This is a genomic window from Bacillus sp. FSL W8-0920 (assembly GCF_038593215.1).
In the GTDB taxonomy this organism is placed as follows: Bacteria; Bacillota; Bacilli; order Bacillales; family Bacillaceae; genus Bacillus; species Bacillus pumilus.
In genome coordinates this window covers 3,603,896-3,622,295 of sequence record NZ_CP151974.1, presented here as the reverse complement: position 1 = coordinate 3,622,295, position 18,400 = coordinate 3,603,896, and the positions used below count along the sequence as shown (strand labels likewise).

The 18,400-nt window shown below is 41.9% G+C and carries 20 protein-coding genes; 13 read left to right on the top strand and 7 right to left on the bottom strand.

The window, feature by feature from the left end:
* Positions 1-11: 11 nt before the first annotated feature.
* From NSS78_RS18675 to NSS78_RS18665, 3 genes are all read right to left on the bottom strand, one after another.
* Positions 12-1,433, bottom strand: coding sequence for a four-carbon acid sugar kinase family protein (locus NSS78_RS18675; protein ID WP_050944717.1), 1,422 nt, complete (start codon positions 1,431-1,433; stop codon positions 12-14).
* A 7-nt stretch (positions 1,434-1,440) separates the two neighbouring features.
* A complete protein-coding gene (gene garR / locus NSS78_RS18670; protein WP_003215219.1) occupies positions 1,441-2,334 on the bottom strand; it encodes a 2-hydroxy-3-oxopropionate reductase in 894 nt (297 codons plus the stop codon).
* 198 nt (positions 2,335-2,532) lie between these two features.
* Positions 2,533-3,390: a MurR/RpiR family transcriptional regulator gene (locus NSS78_RS18665; protein WP_199852792.1), complete on the bottom strand. Its 858-nt coding sequence runs from the start codon at positions 3,388-3,390 to the stop codon at positions 2,533-2,535.
* A 161-nt stretch (positions 3,391-3,551) separates the two neighbouring features.
* On the opposite strand from NSS78_RS18665, the gene NSS78_RS18660 reads away from it, so the two are divergent.
* Positions 3,552-4,229 (top strand): DUF3298 and DUF4163 domain-containing protein, encoded by a 678-nt coding sequence (locus tag NSS78_RS18660; protein ID WP_050944564.1) that lies wholly within the window; start codon positions 3,552-3,554, stop codon positions 4,227-4,229.
* Positions 4,230-4,309: 80 nt separating this feature from the next.
* Here NSS78_RS18660 and NSS78_RS18655 read toward each other — a convergent pair whose 3' ends face one another.
* Together NSS78_RS18655 and pepT are read right to left on the bottom strand one after the other, a co-directional pair.
* Entirely contained in the window at positions 4,310-4,489 is a 180-nt protein-coding gene (locus tag NSS78_RS18655) for a hypothetical protein (protein ID WP_003215411.1), read from the bottom strand.
* 288 nt (positions 4,490-4,777) lie between these two features.
* Positions 4,778-6,010, bottom strand: a complete 1,233-nt coding sequence (pepT, locus tag NSS78_RS18650; RefSeq protein ID WP_327839463.1) for a peptidase T — start codon at positions 6,008-6,010, stop codon at positions 4,778-4,780.
* Positions 6,011-6,236: 226 nt separating this feature from the next.
* Here pepT and NSS78_RS18645 point away from each other — a divergent pair, with 226 nt between their 5' ends.
* From NSS78_RS18645 to NSS78_RS18625, 5 genes are all read left to right on the top strand, one after another.
* Positions 6,237-6,560, top strand: coding sequence for a WXG100 family type VII secretion target (locus NSS78_RS18645; RefSeq protein ID WP_034321782.1), 324 nt, complete (start codon positions 6,237-6,239; stop codon positions 6,558-6,560).
* A 4-nt stretch (positions 6,561-6,564) separates the two neighbouring features.
* A complete protein-coding gene (locus NSS78_RS18640) occupies positions 6,565-7,761 on the top strand; it encodes a glycine zipper domain-containing protein (RefSeq protein WP_310026315.1) in 1,197 nt (398 codons plus the stop codon).
* A gap of 12 nt (positions 7,762-7,773) precedes the next feature.
* The gene (locus NSS78_RS18635) at positions 7,774-8,532 is read left to right on the top strand and encodes a hypothetical protein (RefSeq protein WP_003215103.1); all 759 of its coding nucleotides are present in this window, start codon (positions 7,774-7,776) and stop codon (positions 8,530-8,532) included.
* A gap of 21 nt (positions 8,533-8,553) precedes the next feature.
* Positions 8,554-9,081, top strand: coding sequence for a YfjD family protein (locus tag NSS78_RS18630; protein WP_050944560.1), 528 nt, complete (start codon positions 8,554-8,556; stop codon positions 9,079-9,081).
* 98 nt (positions 9,082-9,179) lie between these two features.
* The gene (locus NSS78_RS18625) at positions 9,180-9,647 is read left to right on the top strand and encodes a helix-turn-helix transcriptional regulator (protein ID WP_003214797.1); all 468 of its coding nucleotides are present in this window, start codon (positions 9,180-9,182) and stop codon (positions 9,645-9,647) included.
* Between the two features lie 59 nt (positions 9,648-9,706).
* On the opposite strand, the gene NSS78_RS18620 is transcribed toward NSS78_RS18625, so the two are convergent.
* On the bottom strand, positions 9,707-10,054 hold the full coding sequence (locus tag NSS78_RS18620) for a helix-turn-helix transcriptional regulator (RefSeq protein WP_003214932.1): 348 nt from the start codon (positions 10,052-10,054) through the stop codon (positions 9,707-9,709).
* Between the two features lie 207 nt (positions 10,055-10,261).
* Here NSS78_RS18620 and NSS78_RS18615 point away from each other — a divergent pair, with 207 nt between their 5' ends.
* From NSS78_RS18615 to NSS78_RS18590, 6 genes are all read left to right on the top strand, one after another.
* A complete protein-coding gene (locus NSS78_RS18615; protein ID WP_106029444.1) occupies positions 10,262-11,251 on the top strand; it encodes an asparaginase in 990 nt (329 codons plus the stop codon).
* Between the two features lie 28 nt (positions 11,252-11,279).
* A complete protein-coding gene (aspA, locus tag NSS78_RS18610) occupies positions 11,280-12,701 on the top strand; it encodes an aspartate ammonia-lyase (RefSeq protein ID WP_137054182.1) in 1,422 nt (473 codons plus the stop codon).
* A 143-nt stretch (positions 12,702-12,844) separates the two neighbouring features.
* The gene (nhaC, locus tag NSS78_RS18605) at positions 12,845-14,251 is read left to right on the top strand and encodes a Na+/H+ antiporter NhaC (RefSeq protein WP_044140314.1); all 1,407 of its coding nucleotides are present in this window, start codon (positions 12,845-12,847) and stop codon (positions 14,249-14,251) included.
* A gap of 297 nt (positions 14,252-14,548) precedes the next feature.
* Positions 14,549-14,974, top strand: a complete 426-nt coding sequence (locus tag NSS78_RS18600) for a DUF5082 family protein (RefSeq protein ID WP_050944558.1) — start codon at positions 14,549-14,551, stop codon at positions 14,972-14,974.
* Positions 14,975-15,016: 42 nt separating this feature from the next.
* Positions 15,017-15,280: a YwqI/YxiC family protein gene (locus tag NSS78_RS18595; RefSeq protein ID WP_050944557.1), complete on the top strand. Its 264-nt coding sequence runs from the start codon at positions 15,017-15,019 to the stop codon at positions 15,278-15,280.
* 281 nt (positions 15,281-15,561) lie between these two features.
* Positions 15,562-15,987, top strand: coding sequence for a DUF5082 family protein (locus NSS78_RS18590; RefSeq protein WP_003214784.1), 426 nt, complete (start codon positions 15,562-15,564; stop codon positions 15,985-15,987).
* 45 nt (positions 15,988-16,032) lie between these two features.
* On the opposite strand, the gene NSS78_RS18585 is transcribed toward NSS78_RS18590, so the two are convergent.
* The gene (locus NSS78_RS18585; RefSeq protein WP_223251185.1) at positions 16,033-16,245 is read right to left on the bottom strand and encodes a hypothetical protein; all 213 of its coding nucleotides are present in this window, start codon (positions 16,243-16,245) and stop codon (positions 16,033-16,035) included.
* A gap of 136 nt (positions 16,246-16,381) precedes the next feature.
* Here NSS78_RS18585 and NSS78_RS18580 point away from each other — a divergent pair, with 136 nt between their 5' ends.
* Positions 16,382-18,340 carry a BglG family transcription antiterminator gene (locus NSS78_RS18580; protein WP_212045715.1) on the top strand — a complete coding sequence of 653 codons (1,959 nt, stop codon included), beginning with the start codon at positions 16,382-16,384 and terminating at the stop codon, positions 18,338-18,340.
* Positions 18,341-18,400: the final 60 nt, after the last annotated feature.

Here is an 18,400-nt window from a genome sequence, read left to right as displayed (position 1 = left end):
CCCCCTATGCTTTATCCTTCAAGTATGTCTACAGCTTCTTTTAACGTATCCCTTGAACCAACATTTCCCGGGAAAATCACATAAGACATGAAAGGGAATTTACTATCTTCGCCTGTTTGCCAAACGGGAATGCCTGGTCTGATCTGCCCTGCCACAGTTGCGCGTTTCACGTGAAGTCCTCTAGTTCCAATATCGCTGGAGGTAATGCCACCTTTGGCAATGAGATACTTAGGGCGAATTGTGAGACGCTGGACAATGCTTGTCACAGCATCACTAATTTTTACAGAGAGCTTTAATTCTTCCTCCTGACGATCATCCCCAAGATCAAGCCGTTCTCTTCTTGTATAAACCGCCACAGATTGACCAGATGCTAATAATGCCTCGGTTTGCTGAATCACGCGGTCAATTTCTTGTTGAAATGCTTCAGGCTCCAGCACGAGGTGTGTATTAAATTCAATAAAAGCTACCTCTTTATTTTGTTGAAGCGCTTTTAATTGATCTGTTGTCTTCTTCACATGAGAACCAATCATAATGAGACCACCGTGCGGGCTTTGTTCTTGTATCAAGTCATGTCTTGTTAATAAGGCACGATCCCCTATACCGCCAAGAACTTTTGTAAGTGCCGCCGCACTTCTGAACATGAGTTGCTTTCCTGCTTGAATGGCCTTAATGAGAGCAGTGACAAAGACTTTGACATCGTCATAGTCCACAGCGTTTACAACCACCTTTTTAAAATCGGTCACACTCATGAGCTGTTTTTTTATTTGATCAATTCGTAAAGCCCGTAGATCATCTAATGAAATGTAGGTGGTGTTCTCTTTCGTGAACGAACCGTCTGACTTTTCTTCAATCCATTCTCCGAGATGAGATGACTGAAAGCCGAATGTGCGATCTCGTGCAAATTCTGTTTCACCAGCAGGAATTAATTCGTGTCCTTCTTGGACGTAATGAATATTGTTGATCGTCAAGCGTCCACCTTCTTGGAAAAAAGGAAGAAGGATTTCTCCATCGAATTGGCGTGAGCTTTGTTGTTCAATTGTGGTTTTGAGTACTTCAGTTTCCAGCGGAAAGTGTCCACGAAGAGTGGAATCTCCTCGGCTGACAATGATGAAATTCTGATCAACCCGTTCCGCTACCTTCACAATTGTTGAAGCGATTGTTTCGTGCACAGCGGTCGTTTCCTTCTCTGTCATGCTGCGAGAATTGGTCAAAATAAAGAACATGCGGCTGTCTTCAAGAAAACCGGCTTCGATGCTTTCTTCTGACCAATCGGTGAAAACAGAGACGCCATGTACGGTTTGAATCCCTGTTGGATCATCATCTAATACAATGACTTTATGATGAAAGCTGTTCAGTGCTTGTTCGTATGCTGATTGAATGATCTTTGCATCCGCTTTCGGAATGGCATTCAGTATGTCAGTGCTTTTCTTCATGACCATCTCATCCTTTCTTCACTTCGACATGAGCCATTTTTTCGTAATATTGAACGATGCCGCCATGGTCAAGCCCAGATTTTCCGTCCGCTTTGAGGGCGTGGAAGATTTCAAGCAGCTGGCTAGAAAGCGGGAGAGGAACGCCGATATCATGAGCAGTTTCCATCACATTGGTTAAATCCTTTAAGTTGATGTCGATACGTCCGCCTGGTTCAAAGTTTCGTTCTAAGATGAGAGGGACCTTTGCATCGAGAACGGCACTTCCTGCCAGCCCGCCGCGAATGGCTTCATACATTTTGTCAATGGCAATGCCCGATTTAGCGGCAAGAACGAGCGCCTCGGACATAGCGGCAATATTTAAGTTGACGATGATTTGATTGGCGAGCTTCGCTGTTGTTCCGCTTCCATTTGTGCCAACTAATACGACCTCTGTGCCCATCGCAAGCAGGACATCCTTCACTTGCTCAAAGATGGTTTCTTCGCCGCCAGCCATGATGGCAAGTGTTCCGTCTATTGCCTTCGGTTCTCCGCCGCTGACAGGTGCGTCGATAAATTCCACCTGATGCTGTTTTGTAAGAGCAGCTAAAGCTCTAGAAGTAACAGGGGAAATTGAGCTCATATCTACGACAACAGTGCCAGGTTTAGCTGTAGTTAAAATGCCATGATCACCTGCAACAACTGCCTCTACATGCTCTCCTTTAGGAAGCATTGTGATGATGATATCGCTTTCAGAAGCGGCATCAGCTGCTGAAACAGCACCTTTTGCTCCGGCTTCTTGTAACGCTCGAATCGCTTCCTCATTTAGATCGAAAACAGTCACAGTATGACCGGCTTTTAATAGGTTGAGTGCCATAGGCTTTCCCATAATACCTAATCCAATGAATCCAATTTTCTTTGTCACATTGAACGCCTCCTATATAGAAAACCCTTATAAAAAGCGCTTTCTTTTTCTTTTGTTAGTATATATACTATCTTTTTGTTTTAATAGTAGGAAATAAACTATTGTTCATTTAATGTACATGACGTGATAGGAACGTGTCAACGGAAAATATGAGAAAAGTCACAAAAAAAGACCGGAATCAGCTCCGGCCTTTTGCGTTCATGTTTTATTTTTAGCTACGGCTAATCGAGATTGTTTCACGTTTTCAATGGCATCTGATCCTAGTTCTAAAACAGCGGCGACGTATAGTACATCAATGATTACAAGCTGGTTAATACGGGAGATCATAGAGTCAGATCGATAGGTTGTCTCCCTGGAAGAACTGAGCAGATGAAAGTCAGATCGCTTTGCGAGCTCTGATTTCGGATAGCTGGTGATAGAGGCAACCTTTGCTCCCTTTTCTTTAGCAAATTGCACGGCATCAAGAATTTCTCTACTCTCTCCTGAATGGGAGATCGCAACGATAAAATCGTGTTCCGTGGCGTGAGTAGCAATCATGTTCATCATATGCGGATCACTGCATAGACTCACTTCAAAACCAATCTGGAGGAACTTATGATAAGCATCTCCAGCAATAAAGCTGGATGCACCGGCTCCAAAGAAGACGGTTTTATGTGCCTGCTTCATTTGTTCAATGAATTGTGTGACGGCTTGGTCTTCTAATATATGCTTCATATCTTGAATAGAGTTTGTTGTTAACTCTATGACCTTATGTTTAATGTCAGCTACACTATCGGATGCCTCGATCTCACCGTATATGGATTGAGGCGTATTGGTTGCAATATCCTGTGCGACATGGACACGAAACACTTGGTACGATTCATAGCCAATTTTTCGTAGAAACCGAAAGATCGTCGTTTCACTAGTATTGCATTCAGCAGCGAGTGCACTAATGGAATGAAGCACAACTTTCTGAGGATTTTCTAAAATGTAATTGGCAATCTTTTTTTGGGTCGGAGACAAACTATGAAACGTCGTCCGAATGTGACTAAAAATATTCTCTTCTATGATAAACACCACACTTCATCTAGCATTCTACATTAAGCATACAGGAACTTATGAAAACGGTAAACAAACCCGAAGTGGGAAAAGAAAGAATAAAATGTAAATACTGCTTTTTTTGGTTCTTTTGTCATGGTATACTCAATTGGTAATAGACAAAAATGGGGGTTTTTACTATGACAATGAAAAAAGGCCTAACGATCAGTCTGATCATTTTTTCACTGATTGTTTCGTTGTTTGCGCCAGTTGGATCTGCGGATGCCAAACAAGCAAAAAAAGCAAAAGTAAGCACACACTATTATAAAAAGAAAAAAACATTCAAATATGCACAGGTGAAAAACCTAAGCAAGGCGCATATGAAAACCATCAATCGTGATTTAAAAGAAGATATCGCATTCTCTTATTCTACGTACTTGTTCTTAAAGGACGAAGCGAAAAAGGAAGGCTTTGGGAAGATCACTTACGAGAGATCGTTTAAAACGAAATTTAACAATGGGAAGAAGCTCAGTATCTTAAACTATGATTACATGAATGATGGTGGAATGCATGGAGATACGATGGTTTCCAGCATGAACTATGTGTTGACAAAGAAAAAGACAAAGCAGCTGTTCTTGACAGACGTTGTGAAAACGAAGAAAAAGCGTACGAAAGTGAGAGATTATGTCTATAACTATACAAAGAAACATAAAAGTAAATTCTATGCGAACCTGAAAAAAAGAGACATTGAAATCAACTACAACACGCAGTATTACTTCACGAAAAAGGGAATTGCTGTTGTCTTCCAGCCATATGAAATTTCACCTTACTATGTAGGAATTCCTGTGATTCAAGTTCCTGCGAAGGTGTATAAATAAAAGGAAAAACGACCAATGAATCTGGTCGTTTTTTTTATGTACTCACACAAAAGAGCCCCATATGAGGCTCTTTTTCAGATTTATACTTGTTTAGGTGCATCGTTTAGTGGGTGACGGCGTTTTCCGTTGTAGTGGCGGCGCATACGAAAGATTTCAAACTCCGAAAGCTCTGCGCTTTTTCGTTTTGGTGTGCGGTTATCTTTTTTGAAAGAGAATAGTAAGTAGCAGCAAAGTGAAGCGATAATCAATAAAATCATCATATGACATTCCTCCAATTCATCCTATTCTTTAAGTGTAGACAGGGTGAGTGATGTTTATAACTGAAAATATGCAGCAGAATCGGTTTAGTTCTTAAGGTTTAGGTGATCTGCTAATTTAGGTCTAAAATACTGGTTGTTTTTAACTATTATATTTCCAGTTATTGCACTCGTCAAGAAGAATTTTTCTGGGGTTGTCTCTATTAGTACGAATAAATGTCATAAAAGTTTCAGAAAATTGTAAACTTTTATTAAAAAACCGTTCCCGAACAGGAACGGTTGTAAACATATTTATGCTTTTTCTTCAAATAGACGGGCGATTTCAACGATGACTTCTGTTGCTTTCACCATGTTCTCGACAGAAATAAATTCATATTTACCGTGGAAGTTTTCCCCACCAGTAAAGATGTTTGGCGTTGGAAGACCTTTATATGAAAGCTGGGAGCCATCTGTACCGCCGCGGATCGGTTCGATTACAGGTGTCACTGAGCGGTTTTCCATTGCTTCATGGGCAATATCCACAATATGTTTCACCGGCTCAATTTTTTCTCTCATATTATAATATTGATCTTGAATTTTGAGATTGATGCTGTTTTCTCCGTAAATGGCTTTTAAGTCATTTGCTATTTTTTCAAATAGTGCTTTGCGTTCGTTAAATTTGTCTTTATCAAAATCACGAATAATATATTGCAGCTCTGCTTCTTCGACTTCTCCTACAAACTTCGTGAGATGGAAAAATCCCTCGTAGCCTTCTGTGTATTCCGGAGATTCATCAGAAGGAAGCTTGTTATGGAAGAGCATCCCAATCTTCGCAGCGCTGACCATTTTGTCTTTCGCTGTCCCAGGGTGGACGTTGTTTCCTTTAATGGATACTTTCGCACCTGCTGCGTTGAAGCTTTCATATTGCAGCTCCCCGAGCGGTCCTCCGTCAATTGTATACGCATAGGAAGCGCCAAAGGCATCAACATCAAATTTGTGCGGCCCTCTGCCAATCTCTTCATCGGGTGTAAAGGCGACGCGAATTTTCCCATGCTTGATTTCTGGATTTTCAATTAAGTAATGCATGGCGGTCATAATTTCTGCGATACCAGCTTTGTTATCTGCACCAAGCAAGGTTGTGCCATCTGTTGTGATCAGCGTATGTCCTTGATACTTTTGTAAATTTGGAAACTGTGATGGAGATAAAACGATATGTAGTTCATCATTTAAGGTGATGTCGCCGCCTTGATAGTTTTCATGAAGCTGCGGTTTCACATTCTTGCCGGTGAAGTCAGTAGCTGTGTCGATGTGAGCCAGGAAGCCAATGGTTGGCACGTCTTTGTCTGTGTTAGATGGGATCGTTCCCATGACATAGCCGTTTTCATCCATTGTCACTTCTTGAATCCCGATGGATTTCATTTCCTCAACTAGCTGTCTCGCTAAGTTCAACTGTCCTTCAGTCGATGGGCAGCTTTCCTTATCTGCATCCGACTGCGTATCTACCTTCACATAACCTGTGAAACGCTGAATCATTTCCTCTTTCATGTATACGTCACTCCTTTTGTAGAATACGTTCATTTTATCATGTCTTGAATGCGCTTCATAACAAGAAAGGCTTTCTCTGGCAATTAGAGAGGAAAAAGACCTACTTTTATTTGGTGATGTGTTGAATGGTTCTTTAGGGTGATTTTTTTGGGTGTCTTTTTATTTATAATGAGGACATATAAAATCATCCATTTGTACGTTAAATTGGGAGAAAGGGGTGCGAAAGTTGGATTCTAGTCAAACGCTGGCACTCGCTCAAAAGTTTCAGGAAGCAGCTGATGAGATTCGGCAGTCAAAGCAGCTGCTGGAGAATCGGCTCAAGGCAGTAGGATCAGGCTGGCAGGGAGAAGCAAGGAATAAATTTGATCAAAGCTTTGAGGAAACAACCGCACGCTATGATCAATTCGAAAAGGACTTGCTTGAAACAAGTCAGGAACTGCGCGATGCAGCGGTCAAAATCGAGGAACGGAAAGCTGAAATAGCCAGAATGGAAGAGCTTGAGCGAAAGAGACGAGAAGAACGGAGAGAAAGAAACCGAGAAGGGAGATGATGTGATGGCACGTGACATAGTGGTTGATCCAGATCAGCTGACAGGGCTTGCGAATGATGTTGTAGGCGAACTTTCTGCTATTGAAACGAAGCACCGCGATTTACATAGTGAACTGGATGGTCTCATTTTAGGCTGTGATCCTCGGTATAGTAGCTGTTTTTCAGGCGTCGGGGATGCATGGGGAGCAGGACAAGCGTTGATCAGTAAATTGAGCAGTGATGATATTGCGATTCGTCATGCAAAAGATAAAATGGTCGAAGCAGACGATATTTTACGGAAATTGTACAGTATCTATGATCAATATGGTACACTCACGAGCTTAGCTGGTATTGTGATGATGCAGGCGAAATACTATGGACTTGGGATGACGACTTTCATTAAAGACAATGGCCGTTATGCAGCGCAGCATTCAAAGCTGCTGCTTGATCTGACCAGCCGGGTAGAAGGAACGAGATTTGACCGGCTAGCAAGGATTTGGCTGAGTAATAAAGAATTATTAAAACGATCAAACTGGTCGATGGCTGATTTGGTCCATAAGAAATTCACAAAATTTTATCCTGACGATACAGTTGCATTCACGAACAGTGTCCGAGATTTTACAAAAGGAAGTATCAATTGGAAGGACACGGCTGCGATCAAGTCTGTTTTGAAAAATGGATCAAGATTCGCGAAAGGAAATGCCATCATTGCAACGGTTGTCACTGGCGCAACGGAAACGGTCGGCTGTGGTTTGAAAATTGCTGAGAACTATGCAGAATTCGGTGATCAGCCAGAAGTCCTGAAGCGTGAAAATGCTAAGGCTGTTGGAAATGCAGTGAACAATACGGTCTTTATCGCTGGCGGGTCTGTCGCAGGTGCCGTTGTCGGAGGAGCTCTTGGAAGCTTTGCAGGACCGATTGGAACCGTCGTTGGAGGAGCCATTGGTTCCGCAGTCGGTGGATTTATAGGAGAAAAAGTTGCCAAGCTGACATCAGGCTTTGCTGAGCAGGTTGCAGTGAAATTAAAGGACCCAATTCATGCGGTCGTGGATAAAGGGAAACAAGCATTCGAGCTGGCGGGTAAAGGTGTGAAGGCAGTTAATGACACCATTGATCAGGCAAATCAGGTGATACATAAAGGGATAGAAAAAACAAAAGAAACCGCAGATTCGCTCATAAAAGGTGCAGGCGATTTCTTTAAGGGTGCATTTTCTTTTGGATAAGGAGAGATCAATTTGGATCAGCTAAGTCTAAGTATTGAGGAACTCATCTTTAGTTTTTACAGTGAAGGCTATTTTGAACAGGGCATGTCCTTAAAGGAAGCCTATTATCCTGATGTAGAGGACGAGCGCCTAGGGTTTTTATTTGAAATTGCATGCCGCTCTTTGCTCGCAAAAGGTGTACTTGAATTTCGAAACAGACAATATCGTTATAAAGCGGAATACCGTCATTTCATCCAGGCGATGAATGATGCATCTCACACCGTCAAGGCATCTCGATTTGGGGATGAAGATGAAGAAGTCAGTACCTCCTTTCACACGACACAGATGGGCGTATATGCGCACCATACACTTTATGATCAACAAGTCCATCAGATTCAAAAACTGAAAGATGACCAGCAGGCAGAGGAGCAAGTGACTGCCTTTTTCAATATACAGATGAGTGATCACCCTGCACCTGTCGTCACCCTGCAAGCAGAGGAATTTGAAAAGCTATTAGAGCAAGCAAGTGAGGCGAAGAATGAGTGGCCCTCCTTCCTTCATCGAGCAGAGAACGAAGAACTCGTGCAGGCATTTGTTTCTGATGTACAGAAGAGAAAAGGAAAGATGGACTCCCTCATGAAGGTCGTCTACGACAAAAATAATACGCCTGATGTGGAATCCATGTTATTTGTCATTCCAGGTGAGAAACAGTCGTGGCTTGTGTCGGGAATAAAAGAAAGTGAATTTCGCGTGGAGACGGCTCATAGAGACGGATTACGTTCTATATTCTAATGGAGAAAAGGAGAATGACGCTTGAATCCAAGTGAAGTAATAGAAGTGAGAAGCAGGGCCTTTTTAAGGGTATGGGCATTCTTAGCAACGGGCGGCTTCGGTATCATTGGTATTTGGTTGTTTTCAGAAGCTCTTACATTTGAATCGAATTATACATTGTTTTTATTTTTAGGCGGACTATTAGGCATTGTCTATGGCTTGATCTCTTTTTTGATGATTCTGCCGGCTTTTACGAAGAGGGGAAATGTGATTTTTCGCATTCAGCGCGGAAAAAATGGTGCTGTACTGTATCGAGAGCGGACGATCCCTTTTCATGACATTCAATCCATTGATATGCGCAGGCATCGGTACAGTGTAAGGGGATTTCTTTTCATGGATGTGCTCATTCGGAAAATGGATGGGAAATTGATCAAGATTCCAGCGTACAGTATTTTAGATGAAGAAGTATTCGAGCAAACCGTCAAACAAGAGATCTATCCATATTTAAATCAGGCAGCCCAAGAGAATTGGAGACAGCAGCATGGTCAGGTCGAAGAGCAGATCAATTAGATAGTATTTGCCAATATTCTAAAGGATGAGGCGCCACTTTTTCGAAGAAATCGTGTATGATGTCAGTAAAGACTGAACACTCGGAGAGGTGATGAGAGATGGATAAAGAGATGGTAATCGACCTCGTCACAGAACAAATGACACGGATTCGAAAAGAAAAGAATTATACGCAGGACCGCATGGCTGAGGTACTTGGTTTATCGAAACGGCATTTGCATCAGGTTGAAAAAAATAGGCTGCGCCTCAACTGGACGCAAACGGCGGCCGTATGTGCATTATTCAGAGATAGTGACATTTTAAAAGGGACACTAGGGGATGATCCGCTTGAGATTCTGGAAGTCGTGGCACATGATGAATTGCATCTATCGGTGGAACGGACAATCGGCGGAAAGGTTTGGTGGCGGACTTCTATCAAAAAAGGCACATTTCGTCTTCAGCAAAATGTGCTCAGTCAGCATTACCGCATCTTAGATGATGAGAATTATCGCTATTATAGTTCATTTAATAAAGAAGAAGCGAAGCGGCGGTTAGAGGAATTAAGTCAGCTGTCTTCTCCTTATTCTTAAGCAGCTGAAAAAGGAAAGAGAGGCACCCGATTAATAGGGGCCTCTCTTTTCTATGTTTTTTATACTTTTAGGGTGTTTTTCGCCCGAATAAAGGCAACAAGCTGTTTGATTTCTTCATCATTTAGGGGAACGCCGTCTACAAGAATGGTTCCTTCTTTTGCTTCCGTCAGTTCAATTTTGATGTCAGAGATTTTACGTTGTATCTCTGGCTCGTCCGTTCTACCAAGTAAAAAATCAATGGACGTATCATACAAATCAGCCAGGCGCTTCACTGCTTCAAGCGAAGGTCGTCGGTACCCAGATTCGTAACCGGCATAGGTGCTTTTGGCGATACCTAGGCGATCTGCCGTATGCTGGAGAGACCATTTTTTCTTTTTTCTAAGAGTGGTTAAACGATCGAGTATCATTACATGAACGCTCCTTTATATACAACAACAGTATATCATATTTTGTGATAGAATGTACGCGTTATGCGTAATAATTTCTTGATTAATTCGCGTTATGTGACTATAATGGCAATGAAGGTACGCGTAAAGCGTATATTATAGAATAGCACAAGCTAGCTTATAATATGTGTGACAAACGAAGTAATTTTACTGAAAGAGGTGGACCTGTTGAAGAAATTATTGCTTTTAACCACTGGTGGGACGATTGCATCTGTAGAGAGTGAAAATGGTTTGGCTCCAGGTGTTAAAGCTGAGGACCTTTTAAGCTATTTAAACGAAATTAATGCAGAGTACACAATGGACACAAAGTCCCTAATGAGTATAGATAGTACAAATATGCAGCCTGAATACTGGGTGGATATCGCAACAGCCATTTATGAAAATTATGATCAATATGACGGCTTTGTCGTCACGCATGGAACCGATACAATGGCCTATACATCAGCAGCACTATCTTATATGCTGCAAAATCCGGATAAGCCAATTGTCATTACAGGCTCACAAATCCCGATTACGTTCAAGAAAACAGATGCGAAGAAAAACATCACCGATGCGATTCGCTTTGCATGTGACGGCGTAGGCGGCGTGTATGTTGTCTTTGATGGCAGAGTCATTCAAGGGACACGCGCAATCAAACTAAGAACGAAAAGCTATGATGCATTTGAAAGTATTAACTATCCATATATTGCATCGATTGAAAACCATCAAATTGAATACAATAGCAAAGTAAAAAGATCGTCAATGAAACCGCTTCAATTAGACGCATCCTTAAACACTGACGTTTGTCTCTTGAAATTGCACCCAGGTCTAAAGCCTGAGTTCTTAGATGCAATCAAAGGTGTTTACAAAGGAGTCGTCATCGAAAGCTACGGCAGCGGCGGAATTCCTTTCGAAGGAAGAAACCTTTTAGAGAAAATCAACGAATTGCTCGAAGAAGGCATTTCTGTTGTCATCACAACTCAGTGTCTTGAAGAAGGAGAAGACATGAGCGTGTATGAAGTAGGACGTAAAATCAATCAAGAACTAGTGGCACGTTCACGAAACATGAACACAGAGGCCATCGTGCCGAAACTCATGTGGGCACTAGGTAAAACAACAGACCCAAGAGAAGTGAAAAAGATTATGGAAACGCCAATCGCAGAAGATTTAGTGATTTAACTATTCTATAGAAAGCAGGTCATATCAGATGGTTCAAGCAACTTATCGCCATGAGAAGGATTTTCTTGGAGAAAAAGAAATTCCGGCAGACGTGTATTATGGGGTTCAAACCCTTCGTGCAAAAGAAAACTTCCCGATTACTGGATATCGCATGCACGAGGAACTAATTAGAGCCTTTGCCATCGTGAAAAAAGCAGCAGCTCAAGCCAATATGGAAGTTGGACGTTTATATGAAGGAATTGGAAATGCCATCGTACAAGCCTCTGATGAAGTCATTGAAGGCAAGCTGCATGAGTACTTTATTGTAGACCCAATTCAAGGCGGCGCAGGAACGTCGATGAATATGAATGCCAATGAAGTGATTGGAAACAGAGCGCTAGAAATCATGGGACATCAAAAGGGTGAATACATCCATTTAAGCCCAAACACACATGTAAACATGTCACAATCAACGAATGACTCGTTTCCAACATCTATCCATATTGCTGTATTGAAGCAGTTAGACATTCTGCTTGAGACAATGCAAACGATGCAGGACGTATTCAAAAAGAAAGCGAAAGAATTTGATCATGTGATCAAAATGGGACGTACGCACCTACAGGATGCTGTTCCAATTCGTTTAGGACAGGAATTTGAGGCTTACAGCCGCGTGCTCAGCCGTGATATTAAGCGGATCAACCAATCAAAGCAGCATTTATATGAAGTCAATATGGGTGCAACAGCTGTTGGGACAGGCCTAAATGCAGATCCTCGTTATATTGAGATCGTCGTGAAGAAGCTAGCCGATATTTCTGGTCTTCCGCTTGTAGGCGCAGAGCATCTTGTGGATGCAACGCAAAATACAGATGCTTACACAGAAGTGTCTGCTGCATTAAAAGTATGCATGATGAACATGTCTAAGATTGCCAATGACCTTCGCCTAATGGCTTCTGGTCCGCGTGCAGGTCTTGCTGAAATTGCATTGCCAGCTCGTCAGCCAGGATCATCCATTATGCCTGGGAAAGTCAATCCAGTCATGGCAGAGCTCATTAACCAAATCGCATTCCAGGTCATTGGGAATGACCACACCATCTGTCTTGCCTCTGAAGCAGGTCAGCTTGAGTTAAATGTGATGGAGCCTGTTTTGGTCTTTAACTTGCTTCAATCTATTAGTATAATGAATAACGGATTCCGTTCATTCACAGATCATTGCTTAGTGGACATTGAAGCAAATGAAATACGTTTGAAAGAATATGTCGAAAAAAGTGCAGGCGTGATCACTGCTGTGAACCCTCACTTAGGCTATGAAGCCGCGGCTAGAATCGCTAGGGAAGCCATTTTAACAGGACAATCGATCAGAGATCTTTGCTTGCAAAATGATGTGTTAACAGAAGAAGAACTTGATATTATTTTGAATCCATTCGAGATGACAAAGCCTGGCATTGCGGGTGCAGAGCTCCTAGAGCGATAGTAATATCAAAAATTTTATTTTATTAATATGTAGAATTGCCTGTGAAATAGAGAAAAACAGGCAATTCACTTTCTTTCGAATTGACACACTTTTTTCACAATATTTTGAAAACGCTTAACGCACGCACAAAGGGAGGAAACACAATGAAATCACCACGTCTGCCGTCTATTTTAGAAGTCGTGTTTGTACTTGGCTTGTTTTTAGCAATTGTTTTATCTTTTACTCTTTATTTCAAATTGGATATTCAACTGGCATTGTTTATCTCATGGTTTATGGTCATTGCTTTAGGTATTCGATTAGGACATTCATACAAAGACCTTCAAAACGCCATTACAAAAGGGATATCGAATGGTTTAGAGGCTGTTTTGATTTTAATTGCAGTAGGTGCACTTGTTGGAACATGGATTGCCGGCGGAGTGGTACCAACATTAATTTATTACGGACTGGAATTTATTCATCCTAATATTTTCTTACTAGCTACGCTGATCATCTGTTCCATTATGTCTGTTGCTACAGGTACATCATGGGGGACAGTTGGAACTGCAGGTATTGCCATGATTGCAATTGGTGAAGGATTGGGAATTCCATTACCTATCGTGGCTGGAGCCGTTTTATCTGGAGCCTATTTTGGTGATAAGTTATCTCCTTTATCTGATAGTACGGTGCTCGCTTCCTCACTTTCAAAAGTGGACGTGCTCGCACATGTTAGAGCGATGATGGTCTTATCCATTCCTGCCTTTGTTATTACAGCCATTATGTTTACAATCACCGGATTTATGTATGGCGGAAAAAATATTGATCAAGGCAAAGTAGAGTTTTTGAAACAAGCACTGCAGGACACATTCACCATTAATATTTGGATGATTATTCCGGCGTTGATTGTTGTACTATTACTTGTCTTGAAAAAACCTTCAATGCCTGTTATTGCTATTGGCGCACTTCTTGGTGCTGTCTGGGCAATGGCATTCCAGGGAATGAATCCAGCCGATGCACTTGGTACAGCTTATAATGGTTTCTCTATTAATTCAGATGTTGATTTCTTAAATACGCTGTTAAATCGTGGCGGTATTGTCAATATGTTAGGATCTCTAGTGGTGATTATTCTCGGACTTGGTTTCGGTGGAGTACTTGAATACTTGGGCGTATTAAAAGTCATCGTCGCTACATTCGAGAAGAAATTGCATAATGCAGGAAATGTGACTCTATCAACACTTGTTGTTGCATTCTTCGCCAATATCTTTGGCTGTGCGATGTATGTATCATTAATTCTTACACCGAAAATTATGGAAAAGAGCTATGATAAATTAAAGTTAGACAGACGAGTTTTATCCAGAAACTCAGAGGTCGGTGGTACGCTGACGTCAGGAATGGTTCCTTGGTCAGATAACGGGATTTACATGGCGGGAATTCTAGGCGTATCGACATTCTCTTATTTACCATTTATGTGGTTGAGCTTTGTTGCCATTGCTCTTGCTATTATTTACGGATACACAGGGAAATTCATCTGGTACGTTAAGAATCCACAAGAATCAGAAGAATCAGCTTCATAAGCCGTTTACAAAAGCCGCTCCTCAACCGGGCGGCTTTTGTTTGTCCTAGGTCTGTATAACTATATGTGGCATATAGCCAAGAATCAGGAATTAAGACCCCTTATAAAAGAGGTCTTAAGGGGTAATGTGAAGCAGAATGAAAGCGTATTTATCCCATAAAAAAGGCACAAATACCTATTCAAACATGAGTCTTTGAACCTTATAATAACAATATTGGAAAAAGTGCTATTCACCTTACGCTCGTTTAGAGGATCTCTAAGCAGCGTTTTTATTTTTTGTCAGGAGGAGGAACCCATAATGAGCTTATCGGATATGCTGTCTGCCCTAAACGGTGGCATTACAAGTAAAAAAGCAGAAATCGAAGAGAAAATCGCTCGACTGAAAAAGGCGAAAAGTAAGGTCGAACGTGAACAAGATGCGGCAGAGACAGACCTGAAGCAAATCAAGCAGCCAAAGCTTGGGACCTCTTGGAAAGGTGAGCGAAGCCAGGATTTCAAATCAGAGCGGAATGAAGCACATGATGCGCTGCAAACGATTGTGAACGACAAGTACCCACGCTACGTGAGCCGCATCGAATTCAAAATCAGTACGTTAGAAGCCGAACAAGCTGCGTTATCCTTTGCCAGTTCCTTAGCAGGAGACGCCGCACGTCTTGCTGAAAAAGGAGAAGACGCAGTAGAGGACGCCAAACGCTTGATCTCAAAAGCATGGAGCAGCTTATAAGCTACCTTACCTTCATGCTGAACAAATCTGGAGGATATCACGATGGGACAAATTAAGTTAAACTACCAAACAGTTATGGATCAACTAGATGAAGTCTCCCAAGCAGTCGAAGCATTAACGATCAAAAAAGCAGCAGATAAAGCAGGTGAAAACAGCCTTGAATTTGTGACCAAGTGGACGGCGCGCGAAGCAGAGGTGAACGAAATGGTTTCAAGTTTTAAAGAAGCCTTAATCAAAAATGTTCAGGACACGCGCTCTAATGTGAAAACCTTAAAAGAACAGGACGAAGCGATTGCGGCAAAATAATGGCAATCATTTTTCTAATGGGTTTCATGGGATGATACGAAATATAGTTCTAAGGGACCATATATAATTCAGGAAGTACGACCTTGTGTTATTCCGATTTTCTTCCAAACACGTCACTAAAAGGACACCTTTTCCCTATTTAAGACTGAGGCTTTTCACCTTATACTATACTTAATGAAAGCAAAACGATAGAAATGTCAGGTTTGGAAAAATCAAGTGAGTCGATCGTTTCCAAGGCTCTGATCTGTGCTTTCGTATGAGGTCCGATAGAGGTGGATGACATGAGTTTATCCGAGATGCTACACCATCTGCATATGGGAATTGAAAACAGACGTGCAGAATTTGATGACATGATCTCTCGGTTAAAGACAGCCAAAAGCAATATTCGAACAGAACAAGATCTTGCGCAGTCAGACATAAAGGAAATCAAGAAACCTGCTCTAGATTCGTCATGGAAAGGTGAGAGAGGAACCGACTTTCATCGCCACCGAAAAGATGCCTATCATGTCATGCATGACATCGTGAACAATGAGTATGAAAAATATATCGCCGAGATTGATCAAAAAATATTGCACTTTGAATTAAAAAAAATGGAGCTGGCTGTTGCCAGTAACTTTGCCGGAAGAGCCCAGGACGTGATGGAAAAGGGTGAGGATTTTGCACTCGATGTTAAACATCTGATTGAACGGGGCTGGAAGGCTCTTTAAAATAATAAAAACAGCCAACTCATCAGCGAGCGGCTGTTTTTTTGTTTAGTCACATCCACCACCACTATCCCCGGAATCTCCCCCGCAGGAGGCATCAGAAGCGTGATGAGTATAAGAATCAGTATAGGTACTTGTTGTTGAACTGTGATGTGAAGAACGCTTCGCAGACGTACGTTGATCCTTTGATGTGAATAAATGGGCGATGATTGCTCCTAAAGAAGCCAATATCATAATAACAACAAACATAAAAGAACCCATGATGCATCCCTCCTCTTGTTTCCTATTCATACGAATGAGCCATATCGTGGTTCCCGATTTGAAAGAAAAACTGGGCAAAGAGTTCTACTTTCGTTTATGATGATAGGCAAAAGTAAATGCCAAGGGAGGAGAGCCTATGCTATTTCTACGTCAGGAGGAGCTGCTGAAACGACTGATGCAAGCGGAACAGGAACTGACTAGTGAAGAAATTGCCCGCATGATTGGCGTCACATCAAGAACGATCCGAACAGATATGAAAGCGCTTAAATCTATTTTGGATGAACATGGAGCCGTACTTCATATCAAACGCGGGGCAGGGTATACATTGACCGTAGAGGATTATGGGTCTTTTCGTACATTTTTGAAAAAGTCGTTGAGAGAAAGAAACGAAAAAAAGGAGCAGACCATTCCCAATCAGCCTGAGGACCGTGTAGCCTATCTATTGAAAAGGCTGCTTCTGTCAGAAGACCATATTAAGTTAGACGCGCTCGCAGAGGAATTATTTGTGAGTGAATCGACAGTAAAAAATGATTTGAAAGCCGTCAGACATTTGTTTTCATTACATGGCCTTTCTGTGTCACATCGTCCTAAATATGGGCTGCGGCTGACAGGGGATGAAATGAAATTAAGATATTGTATGGCTGAGCATGTGTTTCAGCAAGCGCATGCGAACCCTGCGCTGTTACCTGAAGAAACGTATCAATTGATTCAGGATATCGTGCGTTCACGTACAAAAGTAAGCGGACTTCATCTGTCAGAAATCGGTTTAAGTAATTTAGTCACCCACATCGCCATTGCATGCAAACGAATTGAAGAGAAAAAACTGGTCATGATGCCAGAAACGGAATTAAAAGAGATTCAAGTGCAGCCTGTTTTCCAAGTAGCTCAACAAATGGCAGAGGATATTCGGCATGTCCTAGCGATTGATTTTCCATTATCTGAAATGGCGTATATTGCGATTCACTTGATGGGAGCGAAAATGATGGCATACGGAGATACCGGTCATACGCTATGTCATCTTCTAGACGAAGATCACTTTCGCTTCATCCACCAACTGCTTGCTTATGTAGAGGAGCACATGTCACTTGATATTCAATTTGATAAAGAATTAATCGTTGGATTAAGTCTTCATTTACGTTCCGCTATTCATCGTTTTAGGTACGGTATGAACATTCGTAACCCTTATTTAACGGACATTAAAAGGCATTATCCCATTGCATTTGAAGCTGGCGTCTATATGGGTAGATGGCTGAGAGAAAAAGAGGGAATTGAGATTCATGAGGATGAGATTGGGTATTTGGCGCTTCATATCGGTGCTGCAATCGAGCGGACAAAATCACAGCATGTGAGAAAGAGATGTCTGATTGTATGTGCGACGGGTGTCGCCAGCAGTCAGCTCCTTCTTCATAAACTGACAGCGGCTTTTAGCGGAGGGCTAGAGATCGCTGGCACTGCAAGTGTTAGGGAAATTCCTTCGTATGATTTGAGAAGCATTGATTTTATTATTAGTACCATTCCGCTTCAGAACACGTTGCCGGTACCAGTGATTGATGTACATACCATTCTAAGTGACGATGATATTGTGCGGCTGAAACGGTTTGTTCAGGGCGCGCAGGATACAGGGGTTTTGCGGTATGTGAGTCCGGCGCTGACATTTTTTCAGCAAGACCTTCAATCAAGGGAAGAGGTACTGCAATTTTTCGTAAACGTGCTCAAGGAACAGGATCGCATCCCAGAAGAGTTTGAACAATTATTGCTGGAAAGAGAGCAAGTGTCACCGACATCGTTCGGTCATTTGGTTGCGATTCCTCATCCGATGAAGCCGGCAACAGATGACACGTTTTGTGCGATCTGTACGTTGAAAAAACCGGTGCTGTGGGGTGAAAATCGGGTACAAGTCGTTTGTTTGTTAAGTATCCAGAAGACGTATCAAAAAGAATTGCAATCACTTTATCAATTTCTTGTACGGCTGACAGAGCGCAAGGAAGTGGTGGAGCAACTCATCAAGGCCGCTTCATTTGAGGAACTGACGGCGGCGCTTCAAGTATTGGAGCATCCGAATGAAAAAACGGGACACCCATTTCCGCATCTGTGAGGAAAAAGATTAGATGTTAATGAAAGCGTTTTTAAAATAACATCAAAAAGGAGGATGATC

Coding starts and splice junctions, on each gene's coding strand:
- NSS78_RS18675 (WP_050944717.1), bottom strand. CDS start 1,433: ATGAAGAAAAGCACTGACATACTGAATGCCATTCCGAAAGCGGATGCA.
- NSS78_RS18620 (WP_003214932.1), bottom strand. CDS start 10,054: ATGATACTCGATCGTTTAACCACTCTTAGAAAAAAGAAAAAATGGTCT.
- NSS78_RS18600 (WP_050944558.1), top strand. CDS start 14,549: ATGAGCTTATCGGATATGCTGTCTGCCCTAAACGGTGGCATTACAAGT.
- NSS78_RS18640 (WP_310026315.1), top strand. CDS start 6,565: ATGGCACGTGACATAGTGGTTGATCCAGATCAGCTGACAGGGCTTGCG.
- nhaC (WP_044140314.1), top strand. CDS start 12,845: ATGAAATCACCACGTCTGCCGTCTATTTTAGAAGTCGTGTTTGTACTT.
- NSS78_RS18655 (WP_003215411.1), bottom strand. CDS start 4,489: ATGATGATTTTATTGATTATCGCTTCACTTTGCTGCTACTTACTATTC.
- NSS78_RS18590 (WP_003214784.1), top strand. CDS start 15,562: ATGAGTTTATCCGAGATGCTACACCATCTGCATATGGGAATTGAAAAC.
- NSS78_RS18595 (WP_050944557.1), top strand. CDS start 15,017: ATGGGACAAATTAAGTTAAACTACCAAACAGTTATGGATCAACTAGAT.
- NSS78_RS18580 (WP_212045715.1), top strand. CDS start 16,382: ATGCTATTTCTACGTCAGGAGGAGCTGCTGAAACGACTGATGCAAGCG.
- NSS78_RS18585 (WP_223251185.1), bottom strand. CDS start 16,245: ATGGGTTCTTTTATGTTTGTTGTTATTATGATATTGGCTTCTTTAGGA.
- pepT (WP_327839463.1), bottom strand. CDS start 6,010: ATGAAAGAGGAAATGATTCAGCGTTTCACAGGTTATGTGAAGGTAGAT.
- NSS78_RS18660 (WP_050944564.1), top strand. CDS start 3,552: ATGACAATGAAAAAAGGCCTAACGATCAGTCTGATCATTTTTTCACTG.
- NSS78_RS18625 (WP_003214797.1), top strand. CDS start 9,180: ATGGATAAAGAGATGGTAATCGACCTCGTCACAGAACAAATGACACGG.
- aspA (WP_137054182.1), top strand. CDS start 11,280: ATGGTTCAAGCAACTTATCGCCATGAGAAGGATTTTCTTGGAGAAAAA.